General features: G+C 65.0%; 24 protein-coding genes and 2 tRNA genes. 9 read left to right on the forward strand and 17 right to left on the reverse strand.

Annotated features, from left to right (window positions below; genetic code table 11):
- Positions 1-14 precede the first annotated feature (14 nt).
- The 4 genes from purQ to purC are packed head-to-tail and all read right to left on the reverse strand — an operon-like array spanning position 15 to position 2,212.
- A complete protein-coding gene (gene purQ / locus GLR48_RS15255) occupies positions 15-680 on the reverse strand; it encodes a phosphoribosylformylglycinamidine synthase subunit PurQ (protein ID WP_237062690.1) in 666 nt (221 codons plus the stop codon).
- Positions 677-1,207, reverse strand: coding sequence for a 5' nucleotidase, NT5C type (locus GLR48_RS15260; RefSeq protein WP_237062691.1), 531 nt, complete (start codon positions 1,205-1,207; stop codon positions 677-679). Before GLR48_RS15260 ends, purQ begins: the two co-directional genes overlap by 4 nt.
- Positions 1,207-1,437 (reverse strand): phosphoribosylformylglycinamidine synthase subunit PurS, encoded by a 231-nt coding sequence (gene purS / locus GLR48_RS15265; RefSeq protein ID WP_237062692.1) that lies wholly within the window; start codon positions 1,435-1,437, stop codon positions 1,207-1,209. Before purS ends, GLR48_RS15260 begins: the two co-directional genes overlap by 1 nt.
- A 13-nt stretch (positions 1,438-1,450) precedes the next feature.
- Complete coding sequence (gene purC / locus GLR48_RS15270; RefSeq protein WP_237062693.1) at positions 1,451-2,212, reverse strand: phosphoribosylaminoimidazolesuccinocarboxamide synthase; 762 nt, start codon at positions 2,210-2,212, stop codon at positions 1,451-1,453.
- Positions 2,213-2,347: 135 nt separating this feature from the next.
- Between purC and GLR48_RS15275 the strand changes: the two genes are divergently transcribed.
- From GLR48_RS15275 to bmt, 3 genes are all read left to right on the forward strand, one after another.
- Entirely contained in the window at positions 2,348-2,662 is a 315-nt protein-coding gene (locus GLR48_RS15275; RefSeq protein ID WP_237062696.1) for a DUF1476 domain-containing protein, read from the forward strand.
- A gap of 98 nt (positions 2,663-2,760) precedes the next feature.
- A complete protein-coding gene (locus GLR48_RS25960; protein ID WP_237062698.1) occupies positions 2,761-4,698 on the forward strand; it encodes a phosphatidylglycerol lysyltransferase domain-containing protein in 1,938 nt (645 codons plus the stop codon).
- Positions 4,607-5,578, forward strand: coding sequence for a betaine--homocysteine S-methyltransferase (gene bmt / locus GLR48_RS15285; protein WP_237064567.1), 972 nt, complete (start codon positions 4,607-4,609; stop codon positions 5,576-5,578). The genes GLR48_RS25960 and bmt overlap by 92 nt, the downstream gene beginning before the upstream one ends.
- Positions 5,579-5,731: 153 nt before the next feature.
- On the opposite strand, the gene GLR48_RS15290 is transcribed toward bmt, so the two are convergent.
- Positions 5,732-6,811 (reverse strand): PA0069 family radical SAM protein, encoded by a 1,080-nt coding sequence (locus GLR48_RS15290; RefSeq protein WP_237062700.1) that lies wholly within the window; start codon positions 6,809-6,811, stop codon positions 5,732-5,734.
- A gap of 147 nt (positions 6,812-6,958) precedes the next feature.
- On the opposite strand from GLR48_RS15290, the gene GLR48_RS15295 reads away from it, so the two are divergent.
- Together GLR48_RS15295 and GLR48_RS15300 are read left to right on the forward strand one after the other, a co-directional pair.
- Entirely contained in the window at positions 6,959-7,660 is a 702-nt protein-coding gene (locus GLR48_RS15295) for a corrinoid protein (RefSeq protein ID WP_237062702.1), read from the forward strand.
- A 104-nt stretch (positions 7,661-7,764) separates the two neighbouring features.
- Positions 7,765-8,526, forward strand: coding sequence for a DUF1638 domain-containing protein (locus GLR48_RS15300; RefSeq protein ID WP_237062704.1), 762 nt, complete (start codon positions 7,765-7,767; stop codon positions 8,524-8,526).
- 88 nt (positions 8,527-8,614) lie between these two features.
- On the opposite strand, the gene GLR48_RS15305 is transcribed toward GLR48_RS15300, so the two are convergent.
- Positions 8,615-9,022: a SufE family protein gene (locus tag GLR48_RS15305; protein WP_237062706.1), complete on the reverse strand. Its 408-nt coding sequence runs from the start codon at positions 9,020-9,022 to the stop codon at positions 8,615-8,617.
- A 122-nt stretch (positions 9,023-9,144) separates the two neighbouring features.
- On the opposite strand from GLR48_RS15305, the gene GLR48_RS15310 reads away from it, so the two are divergent.
- Positions 9,145-9,624 carry a hypothetical protein gene (locus GLR48_RS15310; protein ID WP_237062708.1) on the forward strand — a complete coding sequence of 160 codons (480 nt, stop codon included), beginning with the start codon at positions 9,145-9,147 and terminating at the stop codon, positions 9,622-9,624.
- On the opposite strand, the gene rnd is transcribed toward GLR48_RS15310, so the two are convergent.
- The 3 genes from rnd to purM form a co-directional block, all read right to left on the reverse strand.
- Positions 9,621-10,778 (reverse strand): ribonuclease D, encoded by a 1,158-nt coding sequence (rnd, locus tag GLR48_RS15315; RefSeq protein ID WP_237062710.1) that lies wholly within the window; start codon positions 10,776-10,778, stop codon positions 9,621-9,623. The genes GLR48_RS15310 and rnd overlap by 4 nt on opposite strands.
- 81 nt (positions 10,779-10,859) lie before the next feature.
- Positions 10,860-11,453 carry a phosphoribosylglycinamide formyltransferase gene (purN, locus tag GLR48_RS15320; RefSeq protein ID WP_336886641.1) on the reverse strand — a complete coding sequence of 198 codons (594 nt, stop codon included), beginning with the start codon at positions 11,451-11,453 and terminating at the stop codon, positions 10,860-10,862.
- A complete protein-coding gene (purM, locus tag GLR48_RS15325) occupies positions 11,450-12,490 on the reverse strand; it encodes a phosphoribosylformylglycinamidine cyclo-ligase (RefSeq protein WP_237062711.1) in 1,041 nt (346 codons plus the stop codon). The genes purN and purM overlap by 4 nt, the downstream gene beginning before the upstream one ends.
- A 161-nt stretch (positions 12,491-12,651) precedes the next feature.
- Here purM and GLR48_RS15330 point away from each other — a divergent pair, with 161 nt between their 5' ends.
- The 3 genes from GLR48_RS15330 to GLR48_RS15340 all read left to right on the forward strand — a co-directional run bounded on the left by GLR48_RS15330 (position 12,652) and on the right by GLR48_RS15340 (position 13,667).
- The gene (locus GLR48_RS15330; protein ID WP_237062712.1) at positions 12,652-12,900 is read left to right on the forward strand and encodes a hypothetical protein; all 249 of its coding nucleotides are present in this window, start codon (positions 12,652-12,654) and stop codon (positions 12,898-12,900) included.
- 38 nt (positions 12,901-12,938) lie between these two features.
- Positions 12,939-13,014 (forward strand) — tRNA-Ile (locus tag GLR48_RS15335).
- Between the two features lie 446 nt (positions 13,015-13,460).
- A complete protein-coding gene (locus GLR48_RS15340) occupies positions 13,461-13,667 on the forward strand; it encodes a hypothetical protein (protein ID WP_237062713.1) in 207 nt (68 codons plus the stop codon).
- 23 nt (positions 13,668-13,690) lie between these two features.
- On the opposite strand, the gene GLR48_RS15345 is transcribed toward GLR48_RS15340, so the two are convergent.
- The 8 genes from GLR48_RS15345 to sufB form a co-directional block, all read right to left on the reverse strand.
- Positions 13,691-13,767, reverse strand: a tRNA-Arg gene (locus tag GLR48_RS15345).
- 50 nt (positions 13,768-13,817) lie between these two features.
- Positions 13,818-15,038 carry a cysteine desulfurase gene (locus tag GLR48_RS15350; protein WP_237062714.1) on the reverse strand — a complete coding sequence of 407 codons (1,221 nt, stop codon included), beginning with the start codon at positions 15,036-15,038 and terminating at the stop codon, positions 13,818-13,820.
- A complete protein-coding gene (locus tag GLR48_RS15355; protein ID WP_237062715.1) occupies positions 15,038-15,607 on the reverse strand; it encodes a YIP1 family protein in 570 nt (189 codons plus the stop codon). The genes GLR48_RS15350 and GLR48_RS15355 overlap by 1 nt, the downstream gene beginning before the upstream one ends.
- Positions 15,604-16,101 carry a YIP1 family protein gene (locus tag GLR48_RS15360; protein ID WP_237062716.1) on the reverse strand — a complete coding sequence of 166 codons (498 nt, stop codon included), beginning with the start codon at positions 16,099-16,101 and terminating at the stop codon, positions 15,604-15,606. The genes GLR48_RS15355 and GLR48_RS15360 overlap by 4 nt, the downstream gene beginning before the upstream one ends.
- Positions 16,101-17,384, reverse strand: a complete 1,284-nt coding sequence (locus GLR48_RS15365) for a SufB/SufD family protein (protein ID WP_237062718.1) — start codon at positions 17,382-17,384, stop codon at positions 16,101-16,103. Before GLR48_RS15365 ends, GLR48_RS15360 begins: the two co-directional genes overlap by 1 nt.
- Complete coding sequence (gene sufC / locus GLR48_RS15370) at positions 17,384-18,139, reverse strand: Fe-S cluster assembly ATPase SufC (protein WP_237062720.1); 756 nt, start codon at positions 18,137-18,139, stop codon at positions 17,384-17,386. Before sufC ends, GLR48_RS15365 begins: the two co-directional genes overlap by 1 nt.
- Positions 18,140-18,151: 12 nt before the next feature.
- Positions 18,152-18,463: a DMT family protein gene (locus GLR48_RS15375; protein ID WP_237064569.1), complete on the reverse strand. Its 312-nt coding sequence runs from the start codon at positions 18,461-18,463 to the stop codon at positions 18,152-18,154.
- 46 nt (positions 18,464-18,509) lie between these two features.
- On the reverse strand, positions 18,510-20,033 hold the full coding sequence (gene sufB, locus GLR48_RS15380; RefSeq protein WP_237062722.1) for a Fe-S cluster assembly protein SufB: 1,524 nt from the start codon (positions 20,031-20,033) through the stop codon (positions 18,510-18,512).
- Positions 20,034-20,041 lie beyond the last annotated feature (8 nt).

Consider the following 20,041-nt stretch of genomic DNA (forward strand, 5'->3'; position numbering starts at 1 on the left):
CGGCAAGCGATGGCTCACGCGTGGGCGAGTTGCTGCACAAGGCCCCGGAACAATGCGCTGCCCGCGGTGCTGCCGGTTGCGGCATCCACTGCACGCTCCGGATGTGGCATCATGCCCAGTACACGTCGATTCGCGCTCAGCACGCCGGCGATGTCATTGCGGCTGCCGTTGAAGTTGTCGCTGTAGGTAAAGGCGATCCGGTCTGCATCCCGCAGCGCATCCAGCGTGGCGTCGTCGGCGGTATAATTGCCGTCGTGGTGCGCCACCGGCAGGCCGATGGTGTCGCCCGCATTATAGCCTTGGGTAAAGGCGCTGTCAGAGGTCGCAACGGTCAGCGGCACGGTGCGGCAGACGAATTTCAGCCCCGCGTTGCGCATCAGCGCACCGGGCAGCAGGCCGGTTTCGGTCAGCACCTGAAAGCCGTTGCAGACGCCAAGGGCGTAGCCGCCCCGGTCCACATGCTGCTTCAGCGCCCGGCAGACCGGCGACTGTGCCGCAATCGCGCCGCAGCGCAGGTAGTCGCCGAAGGAAAAGCCGCCGGGCACGGCCACCAGATCGACATCCCCGATCTCGGCATCCTTGTGCCAGACCATGGTGACGTCGGCACCAGCCGCGCGCAGGGCCACGGCCATGTCGCGGTCACAGTTCGATCCGGGGAATACGATGACGGCGGCCTTCATGCGGACATCTCCTGCAAGGTGGAATGGGCGTGATCCCAGTAGGTCAGGCGGTGCGGCCAGTCGACGGTCGCATTGTGCAGCGCGTCGAACAGCAGGCCCTGCCCGCCGAACCCGTCGAAATGCCGCGCATGATCGTCGATCAGCACGTCGGCCTTGATGATGCTCTTGTCGCCGCACAGCACAAGCCGGTCGAGGTCGAAGAACGGAAAGTGCCGCATGACCCAGGCCACCTTGTGACCGCAGGACGCAGGGTATTCCATCGCGGCGGTCGCGATGAAGACCTCGTGCGTGGCGCACAGGCGGCGCAAGGCCGCGGTCGCACCGGGCATCGGGTCGAGGTTGGCAAAGAACGTGCCCTGATGCAGGTGCCGTTCCACGGCGATCACCGCCTCATGAGGCGCCACGTCGCGCAGCCTGCGCCCGCGCAGGTCGGCATCGTCGATCGTGAAACCGGCATCGGCATAAAGCGCCCGCTGACCGCCATGGGCGTCGGCCAGCACCTCGTCCATGTCGATCGCGATGCGCATTACAGGATTTCGATCCGGTAGGATTCGATCACCGTGTTGGCCAGCAGCTTCTCGCACATCTCGGCGATCGCGGCCTCTGACGTGCCGTCGGCCAGATCAAGGGCGATGACCTTACCCTGCCGCACGCCGTTGACACCGTCGAACCCCATGGCCCCCAGCGCGTGGCGCACCGCCTCGCCCTGTGGATCCAGTACGCCGTCTTTCAGCATCACATGAACATTGGCTTTCATGTCATTGGTATCCTTAGTTGATCAGCGTGGGCTTCGGCCGGTGGGTGACATTGCTGGGCAGCACGCCCAACCGACGCGCGACTTCCGTATAGGCATCGGCAAGGTTGCCAAGGTCCTGACGGAACACGTCCTTGTCCAGCTTCTGTCCGGTTTCCACGTCCCACAGGCGGCAGCAATCGGGGCTGATCTCGTCGGCCACGACCAGACGCGGGAATTCGTTGTCCCAGATCCGCCCGACCTCGATCTTGAAATCGACCAGCTTGATGCCGACGCCATACATGGTGCCCGACAGAAAATCGTTCACCCGCAACGCCATGGAGACGATATCGTCCATATCCTGCTGGGACGCCCAGCCGAAGGCGATGATGTATTCCTCGGGGACCAGCGGGTCGCCCAGCTTGTCGTCCTTGTAGGAAAACTCGACGATCGGGCGCGGCAGGGCAGCGCCCTCTTCCATGCCCAGACGTTTCGCCATGGATCCTGCGGCAAAGTTGCGCACGATGATTTCCAGCGGAATGATCTCGACCTGACGGATCAACTGCTCGCGCATGTTGATGCGGCGGATGAAGTGGGTGGGGATTCCGATATTGCCCAGACCCACCATAAAGAACTCTGACAGGCGGTTGTTCAACACGCCCTTGCCTTCGATCACGGCCTTCTTGGCGCCGTTGCCGGCGGTGGCATCGTCCTTGAAATACTGGACGTAGGTGCCCGGCTCGGGTCCTTCGTACAGGATCTTCGCCTTGCCTTCATAGATCAGTTTGCGGCGCGCCATGGGATGCCTCACGTCTGGGGGCGGCCCCGTTGGCGGGCCACCGCTTTCCGCCTCTTACGCCAAGCCCCCCTTGCGGGCAAGCGGTGCGGTCCCCATAACTTCTGCAATGCAACGCCGCACAAAGGACCCAGCCCCATGTCGACGATGAAAGACCGCGAAAACGCGTTCGAAAACAAGTTCGCCCATGACGCCGAAATGCAGTTCAAGGCCGAGGCGCGCCGCAACAAGCTGCTGGGCCTCTGGGCCGCCGACGTGATGGGCAAGTCGGGCGACGACGCGCAGGCCTATGCCAAAGAGGTCATCAAGTCCGACTTTCAGGAAGCCGGCGACGAGGACGTGTTCCGCAAGGTCCACGGCGATCTCGGCGACACGGTCTCCGAGGCCGATCTGCGCGCCAAGATGGAAGAGCTGATGATCGCCGCCAAGGCGCAGTTGCTCGACGAGAACTGATCGCATTTGAAAGGGTTTCGCGGCCTTTCGGGGCCGCGTTTACCCGGCTTTCATGCGGCCTGCGCTAGGGCTCTGACATCGCAGTCAGGAGGCCCCGGATGCACGGCATATCTCTCTCGCTCCGGGGTGCCGCGCGCACGGCGCTTGCGCTGGCCTTCGGCCTCTGCCTGCTGATCTGGGGCGCGGGCCAACTGCCCCCCCGCGCGCTGCAGACAGCGCTGCTGGGCCTGCCCGCTATCGCCCCCTGGCGCTGGATCGCCGCCATCGCCCTGACCGGCCTCAGTTTCATCGCCATGGGCCGGATGGAAGCGTCGTGGCACATCACCCTGCGCCTGAACACGCAACCCTGGGCCGCCCGCCGCACCGGGCGTCTGGCCGTCGCTGTGGGCCAATGCGTCGGCGCCGCCAGCGTCGTCGCGGCCCTGCTGCGCTGGCGCCTGCTGCGCGACACCGCCCGCACCGCCGACATCGCCCGCCAGTCGCTCGCGGCCTCGCTGTCGTTCATGCTGTGCTGGGCGCTGACGGCCCTGGTGGCGATCTGGTGGATCGCACTGGCACAACTGCCATCCCTGTCGCTGTCGGCCCTGCCGCTGCTGGTCACCTGTGCAGCGCTGGCGCTGTGGCGCTATGGCCCGCTGCTGTGGCGGCACCGCAGGCTGGCCGCTGCCGTCATGGGCTGGTGTCAACTGGACCTGCTTTGCGCGTCGCTCGTTTTCGCCCTGCTGGCGCCCGCCGATCTGCCGCTGGCGGATGTGCTCGCGGTCTTCGTCCTCGCCCTCGGCGCGGGGCTGGCCACCCACCTGCCGATGGGCCTCGGCGCCTTCGATCTGGTGGTGCTGGCCCTGCTGCCTGTCCCGGTGGCGGACATGCTGCCCGCGCTGCTGGCCTACCGCCTGATCTACGGCGTGCTGCCGGGTGTCGCGGGCCTTGTGTCGCTGCACACCGCCCCAGTGCTGCCCGGCCGCGACGCCCTGCGTCACCTGCTCCGCGACCGGGCCCCGGCGCTCTGGGGGCTGGCGGCGCAGGGGGCCTCTGTCTGGCAGGACGCGCGCGGCGCCGCACTGGTCGGTCAGGCCCCCCTTGCCAAAGCGATTATCGGAGAGACCTTGGGCCAGACCCCCACCGCCCTGTCCCGCACCGGCCGCTACAAATGCAACGCCCGCACCACGGCCCGGCTGCGCCGGCGCGGATGGACAGTCATGGTCATCGCCACCGAGTCGGTCATCGACCCGCAAACCTGGTCTCTGGACGGCCCCGACCGTGCCGCCCTGCGGCGCAAGCTGCGGCAGGCGCAGGCCAAGGGGGCCACGGTCGCCATCATCGACCCCGCCGACCACGGCGACACCATGTCGCGCATCGCCGCTGCCTGGGCCCGCGCGCATGGGGGCGAGCGCGGCTTTTCCATGGGCCGCTACCAGCCCCACGCCCTGCGCGACCAGCTTGTCCTTGGCATCCACGCGGGCGGCACCCTGCGCGGCTTCGTCACCTTCCAGACCGGCCCGCAGGACTGGGTGCTCGACCTGATCCGCTATGACGGCACCCTGCCCGCGGGTGCGATCCATGCGGCCATGGCCGCAGGCTTCGCCGCCGCGAAATCCGCCGGTGTGACAGAGGTCAATCTCGGCGCCACCGTGGCACAACGCGGCCCCTTCGGCTGGCTCGGCCGCCGCCACGCCGGGCTGGCGCAGTTCAAGGGCAGTTTCGCCCCACAGACCCGCCCGCTCTACTATGCCGCACCCGGCGCGCTGCGGTTCCTGTGGTCTGCAACGGCGGTCCTCTGGGCCGTCCAGCGCCCCCATGCGCGCCTGACCTCACGGCTCGGGCGATTGTCTTTTGCCGCGCCTCATGCGACGGAAGACGCGACCGTCCGCTCCGGACCCCCTGCACAGACCGAGGCCACCGATGACAAACGCATTCGCCCAACTTCTCGCCGCGCGCGACTGGATCCTCGCCGATGGCGCCACCGGGACCAATCTGTTCAACATGGGTCTTTCTTCCGGCGACGCGCCAGAGATGTGGAACGTCGAACATCCTGACCGGATCGCGCAACTCTATCAGGGCGCCGTCGACGCAGGCTCCGACCTCTTTCTGACCAACAGCTTCGGCGGCAATGCCTCGCGCCTGAAACTGCACGACGCGCAAGGCCGCGTGATGGAGTTGAACAAGGCCGCCGCCGAAATCGGGCGCGAGGTCGCGGACAAGTCCGGCCGCACGGTCATCGTCGCAGGCTCGGTAGGGCCGACCGGCGACATCATGATGCCGATGGGCAGCCTGACCCACGAACTCGCGGTCGAGATGTTCCACGAACAGGCCGAAGGGCTCAAGGCCGGCGGGGCCGATGTGCTCTGGGTCGAAACCATTTCCGCCTTCGAGGAATACGCCGCCGCCGCCGAGGCCTTCAAGCTGGCCGACATGCCGTGGTGCGGCACGATGTCGTTTGATACCGCCGGACGCACCATGATGGGCGTCACCAGCCGCGAGATGGTGAAATCCGTGGCCAAGCTCGCCTACCAGCCGCAGGGCTTTGGCGCCAACTGCGGCACCGGGGCCTCGGACCTGCTGCGGACGATCCTTGGCATGGCGGACGCCGACCCGGACCTGCCGCTGATCTCCAAGGGCAACGCTGGCATCCCGAAATACCACGACGGCCACATTCATTATGACGGCACGCCGGAACTGATGGCCGATTACGCGGAACTCGCCCGCAACTGCGGGGCCAGGATCATCGGCGGCTGCTGCGGCACCACCCCCGAACACCTGACCGCGATGCGCGAAGCGCTGGAAACCCGCCCCAAAGGCGACCGCCCGACGCTCGACCAGATCACCGCCGCTCTGGGCACCTTCTCGTCTGAATCCGACGGTACCGACGGTAACGGCCCGGTCCGCGCCGCCCGCCGCGGTAAGCGCCGCGGCTGACCCCAGCGGCGGCACGACAGTCCCGCAGCCTGCACCACCGCAGGCTGCACAGACCCACTACGCCCAAAACGCCGGCCCCCTCTCTGTTTCAAAAATATCCCCGCCGGAGGCTCGGCCGTCAGGCCGACACCCGCGGCCACGCACCGGCCAACCTCACAACAACGAAAGCTGATCTCCCGCCCGCGGCGGGGCTGCGAACAGGTCGGTCCGCAACGGCGGCAACCGCCTGTCCAGTCCCAGCCGCCGTGCCGCCAGATCGAATCGCTGCCGCAGCAGCCGCGCCCATTCCCCCTGCCCGGTCATCCGCGTGCCGAACGCAGGGTCGTAATCCATCCCGCCGTGCAATTCCCGCACCCGCCCCATGATGCGCGCGGCGCGGTCGGGATAGGTCTCCGCCACCCAGTCGCGGAACAGCCCCGCGACCTCGCGCGGCAGCCGCAACACGATGGATGACGCGGCCACCGCCCCAGCTTCCGCCGCCGCCTTCAAAATCGCCTCCAGCTCGTGATCCGTCAGCGCGGGCACGATCGGAGAGACCATGACCCGCACGTCGATCCCCGCCTCCGTCAGCGCCCGGATCGCCCGCAGGCGCACGGCGGGCAGCGGCACGCGCGGCTCCATCGCGCGGCTGGTGGCGTTGTCCAGCGTCGTGACCGAAACTCCGACCCGCGCCAGTCCCTTGGCCGCCATCGGCGCCAGAATGTCGATGTCGCGTGTGATCAGCGCGCCTTTGGTCACGATGGCCACCGGATGGTTGAACTCCGACAACACTTGCAGAATCCCGCGCATGATCCCCCTGTCACGCTCGATCGGCTGGTAGGGATCGGTATTCGTGCCGATCGCGATGGTGCGCGGCACATAGCCCTTGGCCCGCAACTCCCGCGCAAGAACCTGAGGCGCATCGGGCCGCGCGATCAGCCGCGTCTCGAAATCCAGCCCCGGCGACAGGCCCAGATAGGCGTGACTGGGCCGCGCAAAACAATAGATGCAGCCATGCTCGCAGCCGCGGTAGGGATTGATCGACTGCTCAAACGAAATGTCAGGCGAGGTGTTTTTCGAGATTACCCGCCGCGGCACCTCGTCGCTGACCTGCGTGCGCAGCACCGGCAGATCATCGTCCAAGGTCCAGCCGTCGTCCGCACCCTCCCGCGTCAGCCGGTCGAACCGGACATCCGGGTTCCCCCCGGCGGCCCGTCCGGGCGTGCGATAACGTGGCGGCGGTCCCAAATCCATGCCCGCAAAATGGAACAAAACGGAAACAAACGCAACCCCGCGTCGGTCACACCCGCCCAGATGTCGCAATTTATCGCGTGCCGGTCTGGGCAAAGGCGCATGACGAAACTACAACCCCGGTGAAAGCCGCGCCAAAAGGATCGCCCCATGTCAGACGACGACGACATCATCCTCGCCGACCTCAACGACGAAGACCTCGTCGCGCAGATGTTCGACGACCTCTACGACGGCATGAAGGAAGAGATCGAGGACGGCGTCAACATCCTGATCGGCCGCGGCTGGGAACCCTACCGGGTGCTGACCGAGGCGCTGGTCGGCGGCATGACCATCGTCGGCGCCGACTTCCGCGACGGCATTCTCTTCGTGCCAGAGGTGCTCTTGGCCGCCAATGCGATGAAGGGCGGCATGGCCATCCTGAAACCCCTGCTGGCCGAAACCGGCGCGCCGACCATCGGCAAGATGGTCATCGGCACCGTCAAGGGCGACATCCACGACATCGGCAAGAACCTCGTCGGCATGATGATGGAAGGCGCGGGATTCGAGGTCATCGACCTTGGCATCAACAACGCCGTCGACGGCTATATCGAGGCGCTGGAAAAGGAAAAGGCCGACATCCTCGGCATGTCCGCCCTGCTGACCACGACGATGCCCTACATGAAGGTCGTGATCGACACGCTGATCGAAAAGGGCATGCGGGAAGATTACATCGTGCTCGTCGGCGGCGCACCTCTGAACGAGGAATTCGGGCGTGCCATTGGTGCCGACGCCTATTGCCGAGATGCCGCCGTCGCGGTCGAAACCGCAAAGACCTGGATGGCCCGCAAACACAATCGCGCGAGCGCTGGCTGACCTGGTTTCAGGTTCCGGCACATCGCACTTTACAGGTCGTCCGAAAACTCTCTACTGGGCCGCATCTGGGAGAGAGGAAACATCATGCGCATCGGATCGTTTCTATGGCTGCTGACCGCGGTGCTCGCCTTGTCCGCGCTGACCGTCTGGCTCGCCAGCACGTCGGGCCTGCTGGCCCTGATGCCGGCGGTGGCGGCAGTGTTGCTGGTGCTGTCGGTCCTGCTGCGCCGGGCCCACTGACGCCGACACCCGACCTGCAACTGACCGAAGACGGTCTGGCCCCCACGGGGCGTGGCCGTGTCCTGCTGCTGGCCTGCGGCGCGCTGGCGCATGAAATCATCGCCCTGCGGCGCGCCAACGGCTGGGATCACCTCGACCTGCAATGCCTGCCCGCGATCTGGCACAACCATCCCGAACGCATCGTCCCGGCGATCACGCAGGCCGTCGCGACCCATCGCGCGGCTTACGACCGCATCTTCGTGGTCTACGCTGACTGCGGCACCGGCGGCCAGTTGCATGCCGCCTGCGACGCTCTCGGCGTCCGCATGATCCCCGGCCCGCATTGCTACAGCTTTTTCACCGGCAATGACGCCTTTGCGCAGGCCGACGACATGACCGCCTTCTACCTCACCGATTTCCTGACCCGCCAGTTCGACGCCTTCGTCTGGCGCCCCCTCGGCCTCGACCGCCACCCCGAACTGCGCGACACCTACTTCGGCAACTACACGGCGCTGATCTACCTCGCCCAGACCGATGATCCCGCCCTGACCGACAACGCCCGCGCCATCGCGGACCGCATGGGCCTCGCCTTCAGCCGCCGCCAGACGGGCTACGGCGACCTCACACAGGCCCTCGCCACCGCCTAAGCCCTTCTTCTGGTCGAAAATACTTCGGGGGACGCCGGCACGGCGGGGGGCAGAGCCCCCATGGCCGATTTTTCACCGAGAAAATCGGCTATCCCGCCGCCGCCACGCTGCGGATTCGTTCCACCATGGCGCGCAGCCCGTTGGACCGCTGGGCCGACAGATGATCCGTCAGCCCAAGCCGCCCCAGTGCGTCGCCTGCGTCGATCCGGTTCACCTCGTCCAGCGGCACACCGTCGTAAAGCGCCCCCAGGATCGCCACCAGCCCGCGCACGATCATCGCATCGCTGTCGCCGCGGAAATGAAAGACACCGTCTTCGGGCAGCGGCACCAGCCAGACCTGGCTCGCACAGCCGTCGACCTTGGTCGCCGGCACCTTCAGCGCATCCTCCAGCGGCGGCATCGCCTTGCCCATGTCGATCACATGGCGATAGCGGTCCTCCCAGTCGTCAAGGAATTCAAAGGTCTCCACGATCTCCTCGAAAGCGGGCGTCGCCATGCTGCGGTCTCCTGTCTGGTCAACTCTGATCTAGGCACCAGGGCCGCAAAGGTCCAGTCGCAGGCACTTTCCACAGGGCTGCAATTCGGCTAGGTCATGGATCACACTGCGAAAGGCCCGCCATGCGTCCCGTCCTCTCTCTTCTGCTGATTGCAACGCTCGCCACCACGGGGTGCGCCCGGATCGCGGATTCGCGGCTCAACCCGCTCAATCTGTTCAAGGGCTCCGGCGCCGTGCCGCGCGATGCCGATGGTAACGTGAAACCCCTCGTCACGGCGCGCGACCTTGCCGTGGCCGACGACAGCCGGACGCTGATCGCCAGTGTCGACACGGTCACGCTGGAAAATGTGCCCGGCGGCGCCGTGCTGCGGGCCACCGGCCGTGCGGCGGGTCAGGGGTTCTATGACGCAGGCCTCGTGCCTCTCGCAGGCAGCGATGGCACGCTGGTCTATGAATTCCGGGTGCGGGCCCCGGCGACGCAACCCGCAGGCCTGACCCCGCAGCAGATCACCGTGGCCACCAAGATCGACAGCGCGACCCTGGGCCGTGCCACGTCGATCATCGTGATGGCGGCCCAATCGGGCCGCAGCGTCGGCCGCTAGCGCGGCACCGTCACCACGCGCTGGCCATCGACGGCCAGCGCCACCTTGCCTTGCGTCAGCAGCAGCGCGTCGCGGCCAAAGACCTCGTTGCGCCAGCCTTTCAGCGCCGGAATGTCGCGCTGTCCTGCCGCCAGCAGATCGAGGTCGGCAGAGGAGGCGATCAGCTTCTGCGCCACATCTTCCTCATCGGATTTCGCCTTCAGCAGGACACGCAGCATATCGGCAATGGCCGGGTTCACCTGCAGCTTCTCGCGGCTCAGATCGGGCTTCGGCAGCTTGTCGTTCGGCACCGCCAGCCCCTCCTTCACCGCGTTCAGGATGCCGTCGGCGATGTCACCGCGCCGCGCCTCGCGCAGCAGCAGGCGCAGACGGCCCAGATCGGCCTCGTTGGCGGGCTTCGCGCTGGCGATCTCGACCAGCGCATCATCCTTGTAGACCCGGCTGCGCGGCACGTCCTTGCTCTGGGCATAGGTCTCGCGGAACCGCGCCAACTCGCGCACGATGCTCAGGAACCGGCCAGAGTTCGTGCGCGTCTTGACCTTTTCCCACGCCGTATCCGGGTCGGTTTCATAGGTCGCGGGATCGTTCAGGACCGCCATTTCCTCGTTGACCCACTTCTGCCGCCCGGTGCTGCGCAGTCGGTCGCTCAGGTATTCGTAGATGTCGCGCAGATAGGTCACGTCGCCCACCGCATAGGTCTTTTGCGCGTCCGTCAGCGGCCTTCGCGACCAGTCGGTAAAGCGGCTCGACTTGTCGACACCGTCCTTGCAGATCTTGCGCACCAGCGTCTCGTATCCCGCCTGATCGCCAAAGCCGCAGACCATCGCCGCGACCTGCGTGTCGAACAAGGGCGAGGGAATCAGCTGCGCATCGACCCAGAAGATCTCCAGATCCTGCCGCGCGGCATGGAACACCTTGACCACGCCCTCGTCCCGGAACAGATCATACAGCGGTTCCAGCGACAGGCCCTCGGCCAGCGGATCAACCAGCACCTCGTCATGGCCGCCCTCATCCTGCCACGCCAGCTGCACAAGGCACAGCTTGGCGTAATAGGTGCGTTCCCGCAAAAATTCCGTATCGACGGTGACATAAGCGCGCTTGGCGGCTGCGGCACAGAAGGTGGCCAGCGCCTCGGTCGTGGTAATGGTCTGCATGAAAGCCTTGATTTCCTATACCGCGATGGCGCGGACAGGTCCGTGATAAGCGATCATGTCCGCGTTGAAAACCCTGTGGCGTCAGGCGTCCAGCATCACCGGCGTGCGGTCGCCCGCAAGGTAGCGGCGCAGCACCAATGGATATAGCCGGTGTTCCAGCGGCAGCAGCCGTTCGGCCAGGCTCTGCGGTGTGTCACCGGGCCGCACATCCATGGCCGCCTGCCCCAGAATCGGCCCGTCATCAAGGTCTGCCGTCACCTCGTGCACGGTGCAGCCGTGCCGGGTGTCGCCTTCATCCAGCACACGCGCATGGGTGTGCAAACCCTTGTATTTCGGCAGTAACGACGGGTGGATATTCAGCATCCGCCCGGCCCATTGCGCGGTGAACGCGGGCGTCAGGATCCGCATGAAGCCTGCCAGCGCCACGACCTCGATCCGCGCCTCTTCAAGCGCGTCCTGCAAAGCACCCTCGAACCCCGCGCGATCCTTGGGAAAATCGCGATGATCCACCACGGCGGTCGGGATCCGCAGGGCATTGGCCTTCAGCAGACCTCCGGCACCGGGATCGTTGGCGATCACCAGCCGCGCACGACCGGGATGATCCCCGGTCATGTCACGCGCGAGTGCGACCATGTTGGACCCGCCGCCGGAAATCAGGATGCCGACACGTGTCACGCAAGCGCGCCGGTATAGCGTACGCCCGCACCCGTCGCTACGCGGCCGATGCGGTGCACCATCTCGCCCTCGGCCATCAGCAGGTCCACCAGCGCATCGGCCCGGTCAGAGGCCACGACCAGCACCATGCCGATGCCTGTGTTGAAGGTCTTCAGCATCTCGGCCTCGGCCATGCCGCCTGCGTCGCGCAGCCAGCCAAAGACCGGCGGCAGCGCCCAGGATGACAACTCGATCTCGCAGCCCAGATCGTCCGGCAGCACGCGGGGCAGGTTTTCCGTCAGCCCGCCGCCGGTGATATGGGCCAGCGCATGCACGCCCCCTGCCCGCACCGCCGCCAGGGCCGGTTTGACGTAAAGCCGCGTCGGCGTCAGCAGCGCGCCCCCCAGCGGCCCATCCGCAAAGGGTGCCGCATCCGACCAGCCCAGCCCAGACGCCTCCACGATCCGCCGCACCAGCGAATAGCCGTTGGAATGAACGCCGTTGCTGGCCAGCCCCAGCAGCACGTCGCCAGCCGCGACCCCCGCAGGCAGGTCCGACCCGCGTTCCATCGCACCCACGGCAAAGCCCGCAAGGTCGAAGTCGCCGCCGTGATACATCCCCGGCATCTCTGCCGTCTCGCCCCCGATCAGCGCGCAACCAGAGGCTTCGCAGCCTGCCGCGATGCCTTCGATGATGCGTGTCGCGGCGTCCAGCTCCAGCTTGCCGGTCGCGAAATAATCGAGGAAGAACAGCGGTTCTGCCCCCTGACAGACCAGATCGTTGACGCACATGGCGACAAGGTCGATCCCGATCGTGTCCACATTGCCCGTGTCGATCGCGATGCGCAGCTTGGTGCCCACACCGTCCGTCGCCGCCACAAGGATCGGGTCGGTGTAACCGGCCGCCTTAAGGTCGAAGAGCGCGCCGAACCCGCCCAGACCGGCCATCGTGCCGCTGCGCTGGGTGCGCTTGGCGGCAGGCTTGATGCGTTCGACCAGCGCATTTCCCGCGTCGATGTCGACGCCTGCGGCAGCGTAGGTCAGTCCGTTCTGTGTCATGTGGCGATCCCCGTATCAGGCCCCGTTCCGGCCCCTGCGCGATACCCCAGGTCCGCGCTTGGTGCAACGGCGCAACACGACAACAGCCTGCGCGAAAAACCGCCGAATGTGATGCAACCTTTTGCGCGGGACCGGGTTAAACTCGCATGATGATACACCGCATGATCCCCCTGATCGCCCTGCTCGCCACCCCCGCCACGGCCGAGGTCGTCTCCATGGCGCCCATGCCGATGGACGATCTGTGGGTCGATGTGCCGGTGGACGCGACCTTCAACCCCGGCCCGCCCAGCTATGACGATATCGTCGCAATGGCCGACCTCGACGGCGACCCCAGCGTGATTTCCGACAAGGAGCGTGAGATGATCGTCCTGCTGACGCAAGTCCTCGGGTCCGCACCGATCACCAACTGACTTGACCCTGCCGTCCTGCGCGTTATTGCTGACATGGGGGGCCTGTAGCTCAACGGTTAGAGCAGGGCGCTCATAACGCCTTGGTTGCGGGTTCAAATCCTGCCGGGCCTACCAGAAACCCCGATCATGACAGCAGCTATCGGACATCCCCAGTCTCCCCGACCGCTGACCAAAGCGCTGTCCTGACAGACAGCCGAATCGCTGTCAGGTTGAAAGGCGTGGCGGCAGGATGCCTGAACACACCTGTCGGTTTTGTGCATCTGAGCAAAATTAATGCACGTCATAATAATTGAGAGTTGTTAACGACTTGTAAACTTTATTGGGATCCGGGATTCAAACCTAAGTTGCAATCGAGCAAAACAAGCGTTTACGTCGCCCTGTCAGCGCGCCAGAGTTTGCACGACGCAGGGGGGCGTATTTCGTCCTGCCATCGTGTCGCGGCGCTTTGGACACCGAACCACAGGACACAGAACCGATGGAGGGAGCCAAGAACGTCGCCTGAATGCCAAGCTCCGTCACGCCGCAGCGATTTTTAGCGATTTTCCATTGGATTTAGATTTATGCCGATACTATCGATCACCTGGGGCGCCATGGCCACGATCTTCACGACGATCCTGTATTTCGTCACGGATCTGCGGCTTTTGACATGTTACATTCTGGGCGGCCTGTGCGCCGGTATCATCGTCATCGTGGCGGCCGGCGTCTGTAGGCATTTCGACCGGCAGGACCAAGGCAAATCGCCCTGTCGCATGGGACGGCGCGGATAAACGCCCAGACGTTATCATGAAAATGGTGCACCCGACTGGATTCGAACCAGTGGCCTCTGCCTTCGGAGGGCAGCGCTCTATCCAGCTGAGCTACGGGTGCCTTGGACCGTCTATAGCGGCGCGAAAACCGCGCCGCAACACCGAAAGCCCCTAGGCAAAAAGTTCGTGGCACAGCTCCAGCGCATCGACCAGCGCATCGACCTCTGCCGTGGTGTTGTAGACGCCGAAAGACGCCCGGCAGGTCGCCGTCAGCCCCAGATGATCCATCAGCGGCATCGCGCAATGGGCCCCGGCACGCACGGCGACACCCTTCTTGTCCAGCACGGTCGAAATGTCGTGCGCATGTGCAGGCCCGTCCAGCGTAAAGCTGAAGATCGCGCCCTTGCCCGGCGCATTGCCTTGCACCTGCAACCAGTTCAGCCCGTGCAGCTTGTCCTGCGCATAGTCCCGCAGGCCCGCCTCGTGGGCCGCGATGTTGTCCATGCCGACATCCATCATCCAGTCCAGCGCGACCCCCAGACCGATGGTCTGCACGATCCCCGGTGTGCCCGCCTCGAACTTCATCGGCGCATCGTTATAGGTCACCGCGTCGCGGCTGACCTCGCGGATCATGTCACCACCACCAAGGAAGGGGCGCATCTCGGCCATGCGGTCTGGGTGGACGAAGATCGCCCCGGAACCGCTTGGCCCATAAAGCTTATGTCCGGTGACGGCATAGAAATCGCACCCCATGTCCTGCACATCGACGGACATGTGGACCGCGGCCTGAGAGCCATCGACCAGCACCGGCACGCCCTTGGCATGGGCGCCCGCACAGATCGCCTTTACATCGACCAGCGTGCCCAGCACGTTCGACATATGCGTGACGGCCACCAGTTTCGTCTTTGGCCCGATTGCGTCGATCACGGCCTGCGGGTCCAGCGATCCGTCGGCCCCCGTCTCGACCCACTTGATGACCACGCCCTGCCGTTCGCGCAGGAAATGCCAGGGCACGATATTGGCGTGGTGCTCCATGATCGACAGTACGATCTCGTCGCCCGCCTGCAGGCGCGGCGCGGCCCAGCCGTAGCTGACCATGTTGATGCCCTCGGTCGTGCCGGAATTGAGGATGATGTCATCCTCTGACTTTGCATTGAGGAACCGCGCGATCTTGCCGCGCACGCCTTCGTAATGGTCGGTCGCCACATTGGAAAGATAGTGCAAGCCACGGTGAACGTTGGCATATTCGTTCTCGTACATCTGCGTCATCGCATCGATCACGACGCGCGGCTTCTGCGCGGATGCCCCGTTGTCGAGGTACACCAGCGGCTTGCCGTTCACCTCGCGGCTCAGGATGGGAAACTGCGCGCGGATCGCATCTACGTCGAACATCAAAGGGTGCCTCCTTGCAGGGTCACGCCGATCAGGGCCAGCAACAATGCGAGCCCAAAAGATATGCCAAGCACGCCGATCACGACCGTGCCCAGCGATTTCAGCAGGCTGTCAAACCCGTGCAACACGTTGACCAGATGCAGCAGCGCAAAGACCAGCCACGCGAGGCCTGCCAGCGTCACGATCCCCGCCAGCGGCGGAAACAGCAACAGGGCTACGGTCTGCACGACCTGAATGACCAGCGCCATCCCCTGCCACCACACAATCAGCAGAATCGCTGCGGCAAACCGTCCCTGCCCGCCGATCATGCGCCCGGTCCAGAAGATCGCGGCGACCATCATGACCAGCGACGACCCCAGAATGACGCAAAGGGTAAAGGGACTGGCCGCGACCATCGACGCCTCGGTGGGCGACAGCAGCAGACCCAGTTCCAGCACCAGCACCGACAGGATCGTGACCAGCGCCGCCATCTGCCACAGAATGCCGCTTGGCAGGGCCACCGCTGTCAGCCGCCGCGCCACGCCGGCAGGGTCCCGCAGCGACGTCGCGATGAATTGGCCCGGCGTCACGCCTCGGCCTCGCGCAGGCTTTGCAACCAAATCACGGCAAAGGCCACGATCCAGACCGCACCCACCAGATGCGTCCCCGCCACCTGCCCCAGAAACCCGGCCATCAGACCATAAAGCAGCAGCACCGGCACCGTGGCCAGCAGCGACCAGAACAGCGCCAGCCGGGCGGAATAGAACGTCCCCTGCCCGCGAAATGCCTTCGCGACCAGATGACTGATCCCCGCCAGACCATAAAGCGCCAGCGGCCAGACCGTCAGCCAGGCGAAAAGCTCGTAGGTCATCAATTGTCCGATCTCGCGCGGCTCTGTCCCCGGCGCCAGATCAAAGCCCGCCGCCGTCCGCGCCAGCCGCGGCCATTGCGCGACGAAGACCAGCAGGCAGAACACGATCAGATAGGCCAACGCCCGGTCCTCGCGCTTGCCGCGGGACAGCAGGTCGCGCATCACGGCGCGGGGGCCGCGCCATGTGCGCACAATGTCAGCCGTGACCGCCATCAGTGCTGATGACGGTCCAGCCAGCCCGCAAGCCTGTCGCGCAGATCATCCGCAAGGCTTTCATCCGCGATTTCCTGCAGGGACTCGGCCAGGAACGACAGGGTCAGCAACGTCGTCGCCGTCTTGTGCGGCACACCGCGGGACCGCAAATAGAACAGCGCATCCTCGTCGATCGCACCGGACGTGGACCCATGCGAACAGGCCACATCGTCGGCATAGATCTCCAGCTCCGGCTTGGCGAGGAACTGGCTGTCGCCGTCCAGCAGCAGGCTCTGGCTGATCTGATAGCCGTCGGTCTTCTGCGCGCCGTGCTTGACCAGGATCTTGCCCTGAAACACGCCCACGGCGCCGTTGCGCAGCACCTTCTTGAACACCTGGCGGCTCTCGCAGCCGACCGCGTCGTGGGTGATGAAGATCGTATCGTCGTGGTGAAAGCCTTCGCCGTCACCGACGCAGGCACCTGCCACATGGGCCGTGGCATCGTCGCCCACGATCTCCATGATGCAGTCGTTGCGGGTCAGCGCCCCGTTGACGCTCAGCGTGAAGGACTTGAACGTCGACTCGGCGCCGATCCGCGCAAAGGTATGCGTGTTCATCCGGCGGCCATGGTCGCGGCCCTGCGCGCGGACATGGTGGAACGCGGCACCCGTTGCCACGTCGACCTCCATGTTCGACGCAAACCGCGCCGCACCGGCACCGCTTTCCAGCAGCGTCACGACAGCCCCGGCGTCCAGCTTGACCACATGGTGCAGCGCCACGTCGGCACCTGCGTCCTTGCGGTCATAGCGCAGATGGATCGCGCGTTCCGCCTGACCCGTCACATGGATCAGCAGACCGTCCGTCGCCGTGGCCGTCGTCAGCGCCGCCAGAGGGCGTTCCACCGGCTGCTGCCCGCGCGTCTCCAGCGTGCCCAGCAGGTCGGCGGCCCAGGTGATATCCTGCGCCGCGGCCAGACGGGTGATCGTCACACCGGCGGCCGTCAGATCGTCAGAGGCGTCCGCATCGAATACACCGTCCACGAAGACCACACGCAGCGCGTCGGTCGCGGAAAACTCCGGGTCTTCCTCGATGGCCAGCACCTCGGCCGGGATCGCGGCCCCGTCGGTCAGCGTCGTGGGGTCGGTGAAGCGCCAGTATTCATCCCGCCGCGCGGGCAGACCCATGGCCGCCACGCGCGCCAGCGCCGCCTTGCGGGCGCGTGTCAGCCAGGCCGGGCCGTCGGGCAACGCGATGCCGCCCAGCCGCGCGTCCGTCGCATCCTGTTTGCGTTGCGCAAGCGCCATTACGCCTCCTCCGCCATCAGATCGGCGTAACCGTTGTTCTCGACCTCAAGGGCCAGCTCCGGCCCGCCGGTCTTGATGATGCGGCCGTTCGCCATGATGTGGACGACGTCCGGCTTGATATGGTCCAGAAGGCGTTGATAATGCGTGATAACCAGAAATGACCGGCCTTCCGACCGCAGCGCGTTCACGCCATCGGCCACCAGCTTCATCGCGTCCACGTCAAGGCCAGAGTCGGTCTCGTCGAGGATACACATCTTCGGTTCCAGCATCGCCATCTGCAGGATTTCGTTGCGCTTCTTCTCGCCACCCGAAAAGCCCACGTTTACGGGGCGCTTCAGCATCTCGGCATCGATCTGCAGGTCCTTCGCCTTGGCGCGGACTTCCTTCAGGAAGTCACCGGCCGACAGCTCTTCCTGCCCGCGCGCTTTGCGCTGTGCATTCACCGCCGTGCGCAGGAACGTCATGTTGCCGACACCCGGAATCTCGACCGGATACTGGAACGCCAGAAACAGGCCCGCCGCGGCACGCTCTTCCGGCTCCATCGCCAGCAGGTCCACGCCGTCCAGCGTCGCCGTGCCGGCAGTGACTTCGTAGCCGTCCTTGCCAGACAGCACATAGGACAGCGTCGACTTGCCGGACCCGTTCGGCCCCATGATCGCATGCACTTTTCCGGCGGGAACGCTCAGGTCCACACCCTTCAGGATCGACTTGTCCTCGTCCTGCAGATCGACCTTCAGGCCTTTGATTTCCAACATAACTCTGTCCTTCTATCCTTTGAACACCATGGCCGCCCCGCACACGATCAGCACGAAACCACCCAGCGTCATCCAACTCACGCCTTCCTTCAACCAGAAGACCGAAAAACCCGTGAAGACCACCAGCGTGATGACCTCCTGTATCGTCTTCAACTGCGCCGCCGAATAGACCGTGTGTCCGATCCGGTTCGCCGGCACCGCCAGCCAGTACTCGAAGAACGCGATCCCCCAGCTGACCAGCACGACGACCCACAACGCCTGCCCGGGAAACTTCAGATGCCCGTACCACGCGAAGGTCATGAAGACATTCGACGCGACCAGCATCAGCACCGGCAGGACGTAGGGGGTCACCGCAGAGAACTCATCATTACTACCCGACAGAGCCTTCGAGGCTGATCGCGACAAGCGCCTGTGCTTCCATGGCAAACTCCATCGGCAGCGCCTGCAGCACTTCCTTGCAGAACCCGTTCACGACCAGTGCCACGGCCTCTTCCTCATCCATGCCGCGGCTGCGGCAATAGAACAGCTGCTCGTCGTCCACCTTGGACGTCGTCGCCTCATGCTCGACCCGCGAAGAGTTATTCTTCACCTCGATATAAGGCACCGTATGCGCCCCGCAGTCCGACCCGATCAGCAAAGAATCGCACTGGGTATAGTTGCGCGATTCCTTGGCCTTGGGGTGCATCGACACGAGGCCCCGATAGGTGTTCTGCGCCTTGCCCGCCGAAATCCCCTTGGACACGATCCGCGACTTCGTGCGCTTGCCCAGGTGGATCATCTTGGTCCCGGTATCGGCCTGCTGCATGTTGTTCGCGATGGCGATGGAGTAAAATTCGCCCTGTGAATCATTGCCCCGCAGGATGCAGCTTGGATACTTCCACGTCACCGCAGACCCGGTTTCCACCTGCGTCCACATCACCTTCGCCCGGTCGCCCCGGCAGTCGGCGCGCTTGGTGACGAAGTTGTAGATGCCACCCCGGCCCTCGGCGTCGCCCGGATACCAGTTCTGCACCGTGGAATACTTCACCTCCGCGTCTTCCTCGACGATGATCTCGACCACCGCCGCGTGCAGCTGTGCGACGTCGCGCTTGGGCGCCGTGCAGCCTTCAAGGTAGGACACATAGGACCCCTTGTCGGCGATGATCAGCGTCCGCTCGAACTGGCCGGTATTCTCGGCGTTGATCCGGAAATAGGTGCTCAATTCCATCGGGCAGCGCACGCCGGGCGGGATATAGACGAAGGACCCGTCCGAAAACACGGCCGAGTTCAGCGTCGCATAAAAGTTGTCCGACGGCGGCACGACGGTGCCTAGATACTTCTTCACCAGCTCCGGATGCTCCCGGATCGCCTCCGAGATCGAGCAGAAGATCACCCCGGCCTTGGCCAGTTCCTTCTGGAACGTCGTCCCCACGGATACACTATCGAACACCGCATCCACAGCCACCTTACGGCCCTCGGCGGGCGGCGCCTCGGCGCCCTCGACGCCTGCCAGAATCGCCTGCTCTTTCAGCGGGATGCCCAGTTTCTTGTAGGTCTCCAGCAGCTTGGGATCGACCTCGTCCAGGGACTTCGGCTTCACTTCCATGCTTTTCGGCCGGGCGTAATAATACAGATCCTGAAAATCGATATCCGCCAGCTTCAGCATCGCCCAGTTCGGCACTTCCATGCCTTCCCAGCGCGCGAAGGCCGAAAGACGCCAGTCGGTCATCCACTGCGGCTCTTCGTTCTTGGACGAAATCAGCCGCACGATATCGGGGTTCACGCCCTTGGGCGCATAATCCATCTCGATCTCGTCGTCGTTCCAGCCGTATTTATAGGCCCCCGACAGCTGCGCCACCGCATCGACGGTCTCCTGATCGACGCCGTCTTTGACGTCCACATCCATTGCAGCCATTTTACTCA

The organism is Loktanella sp. M215, assembly GCF_021735925.1.
Classification (GTDB): Bacteria; Pseudomonadota; Alphaproteobacteria; order Rhodobacterales; family Rhodobacteraceae; genus Loktanella.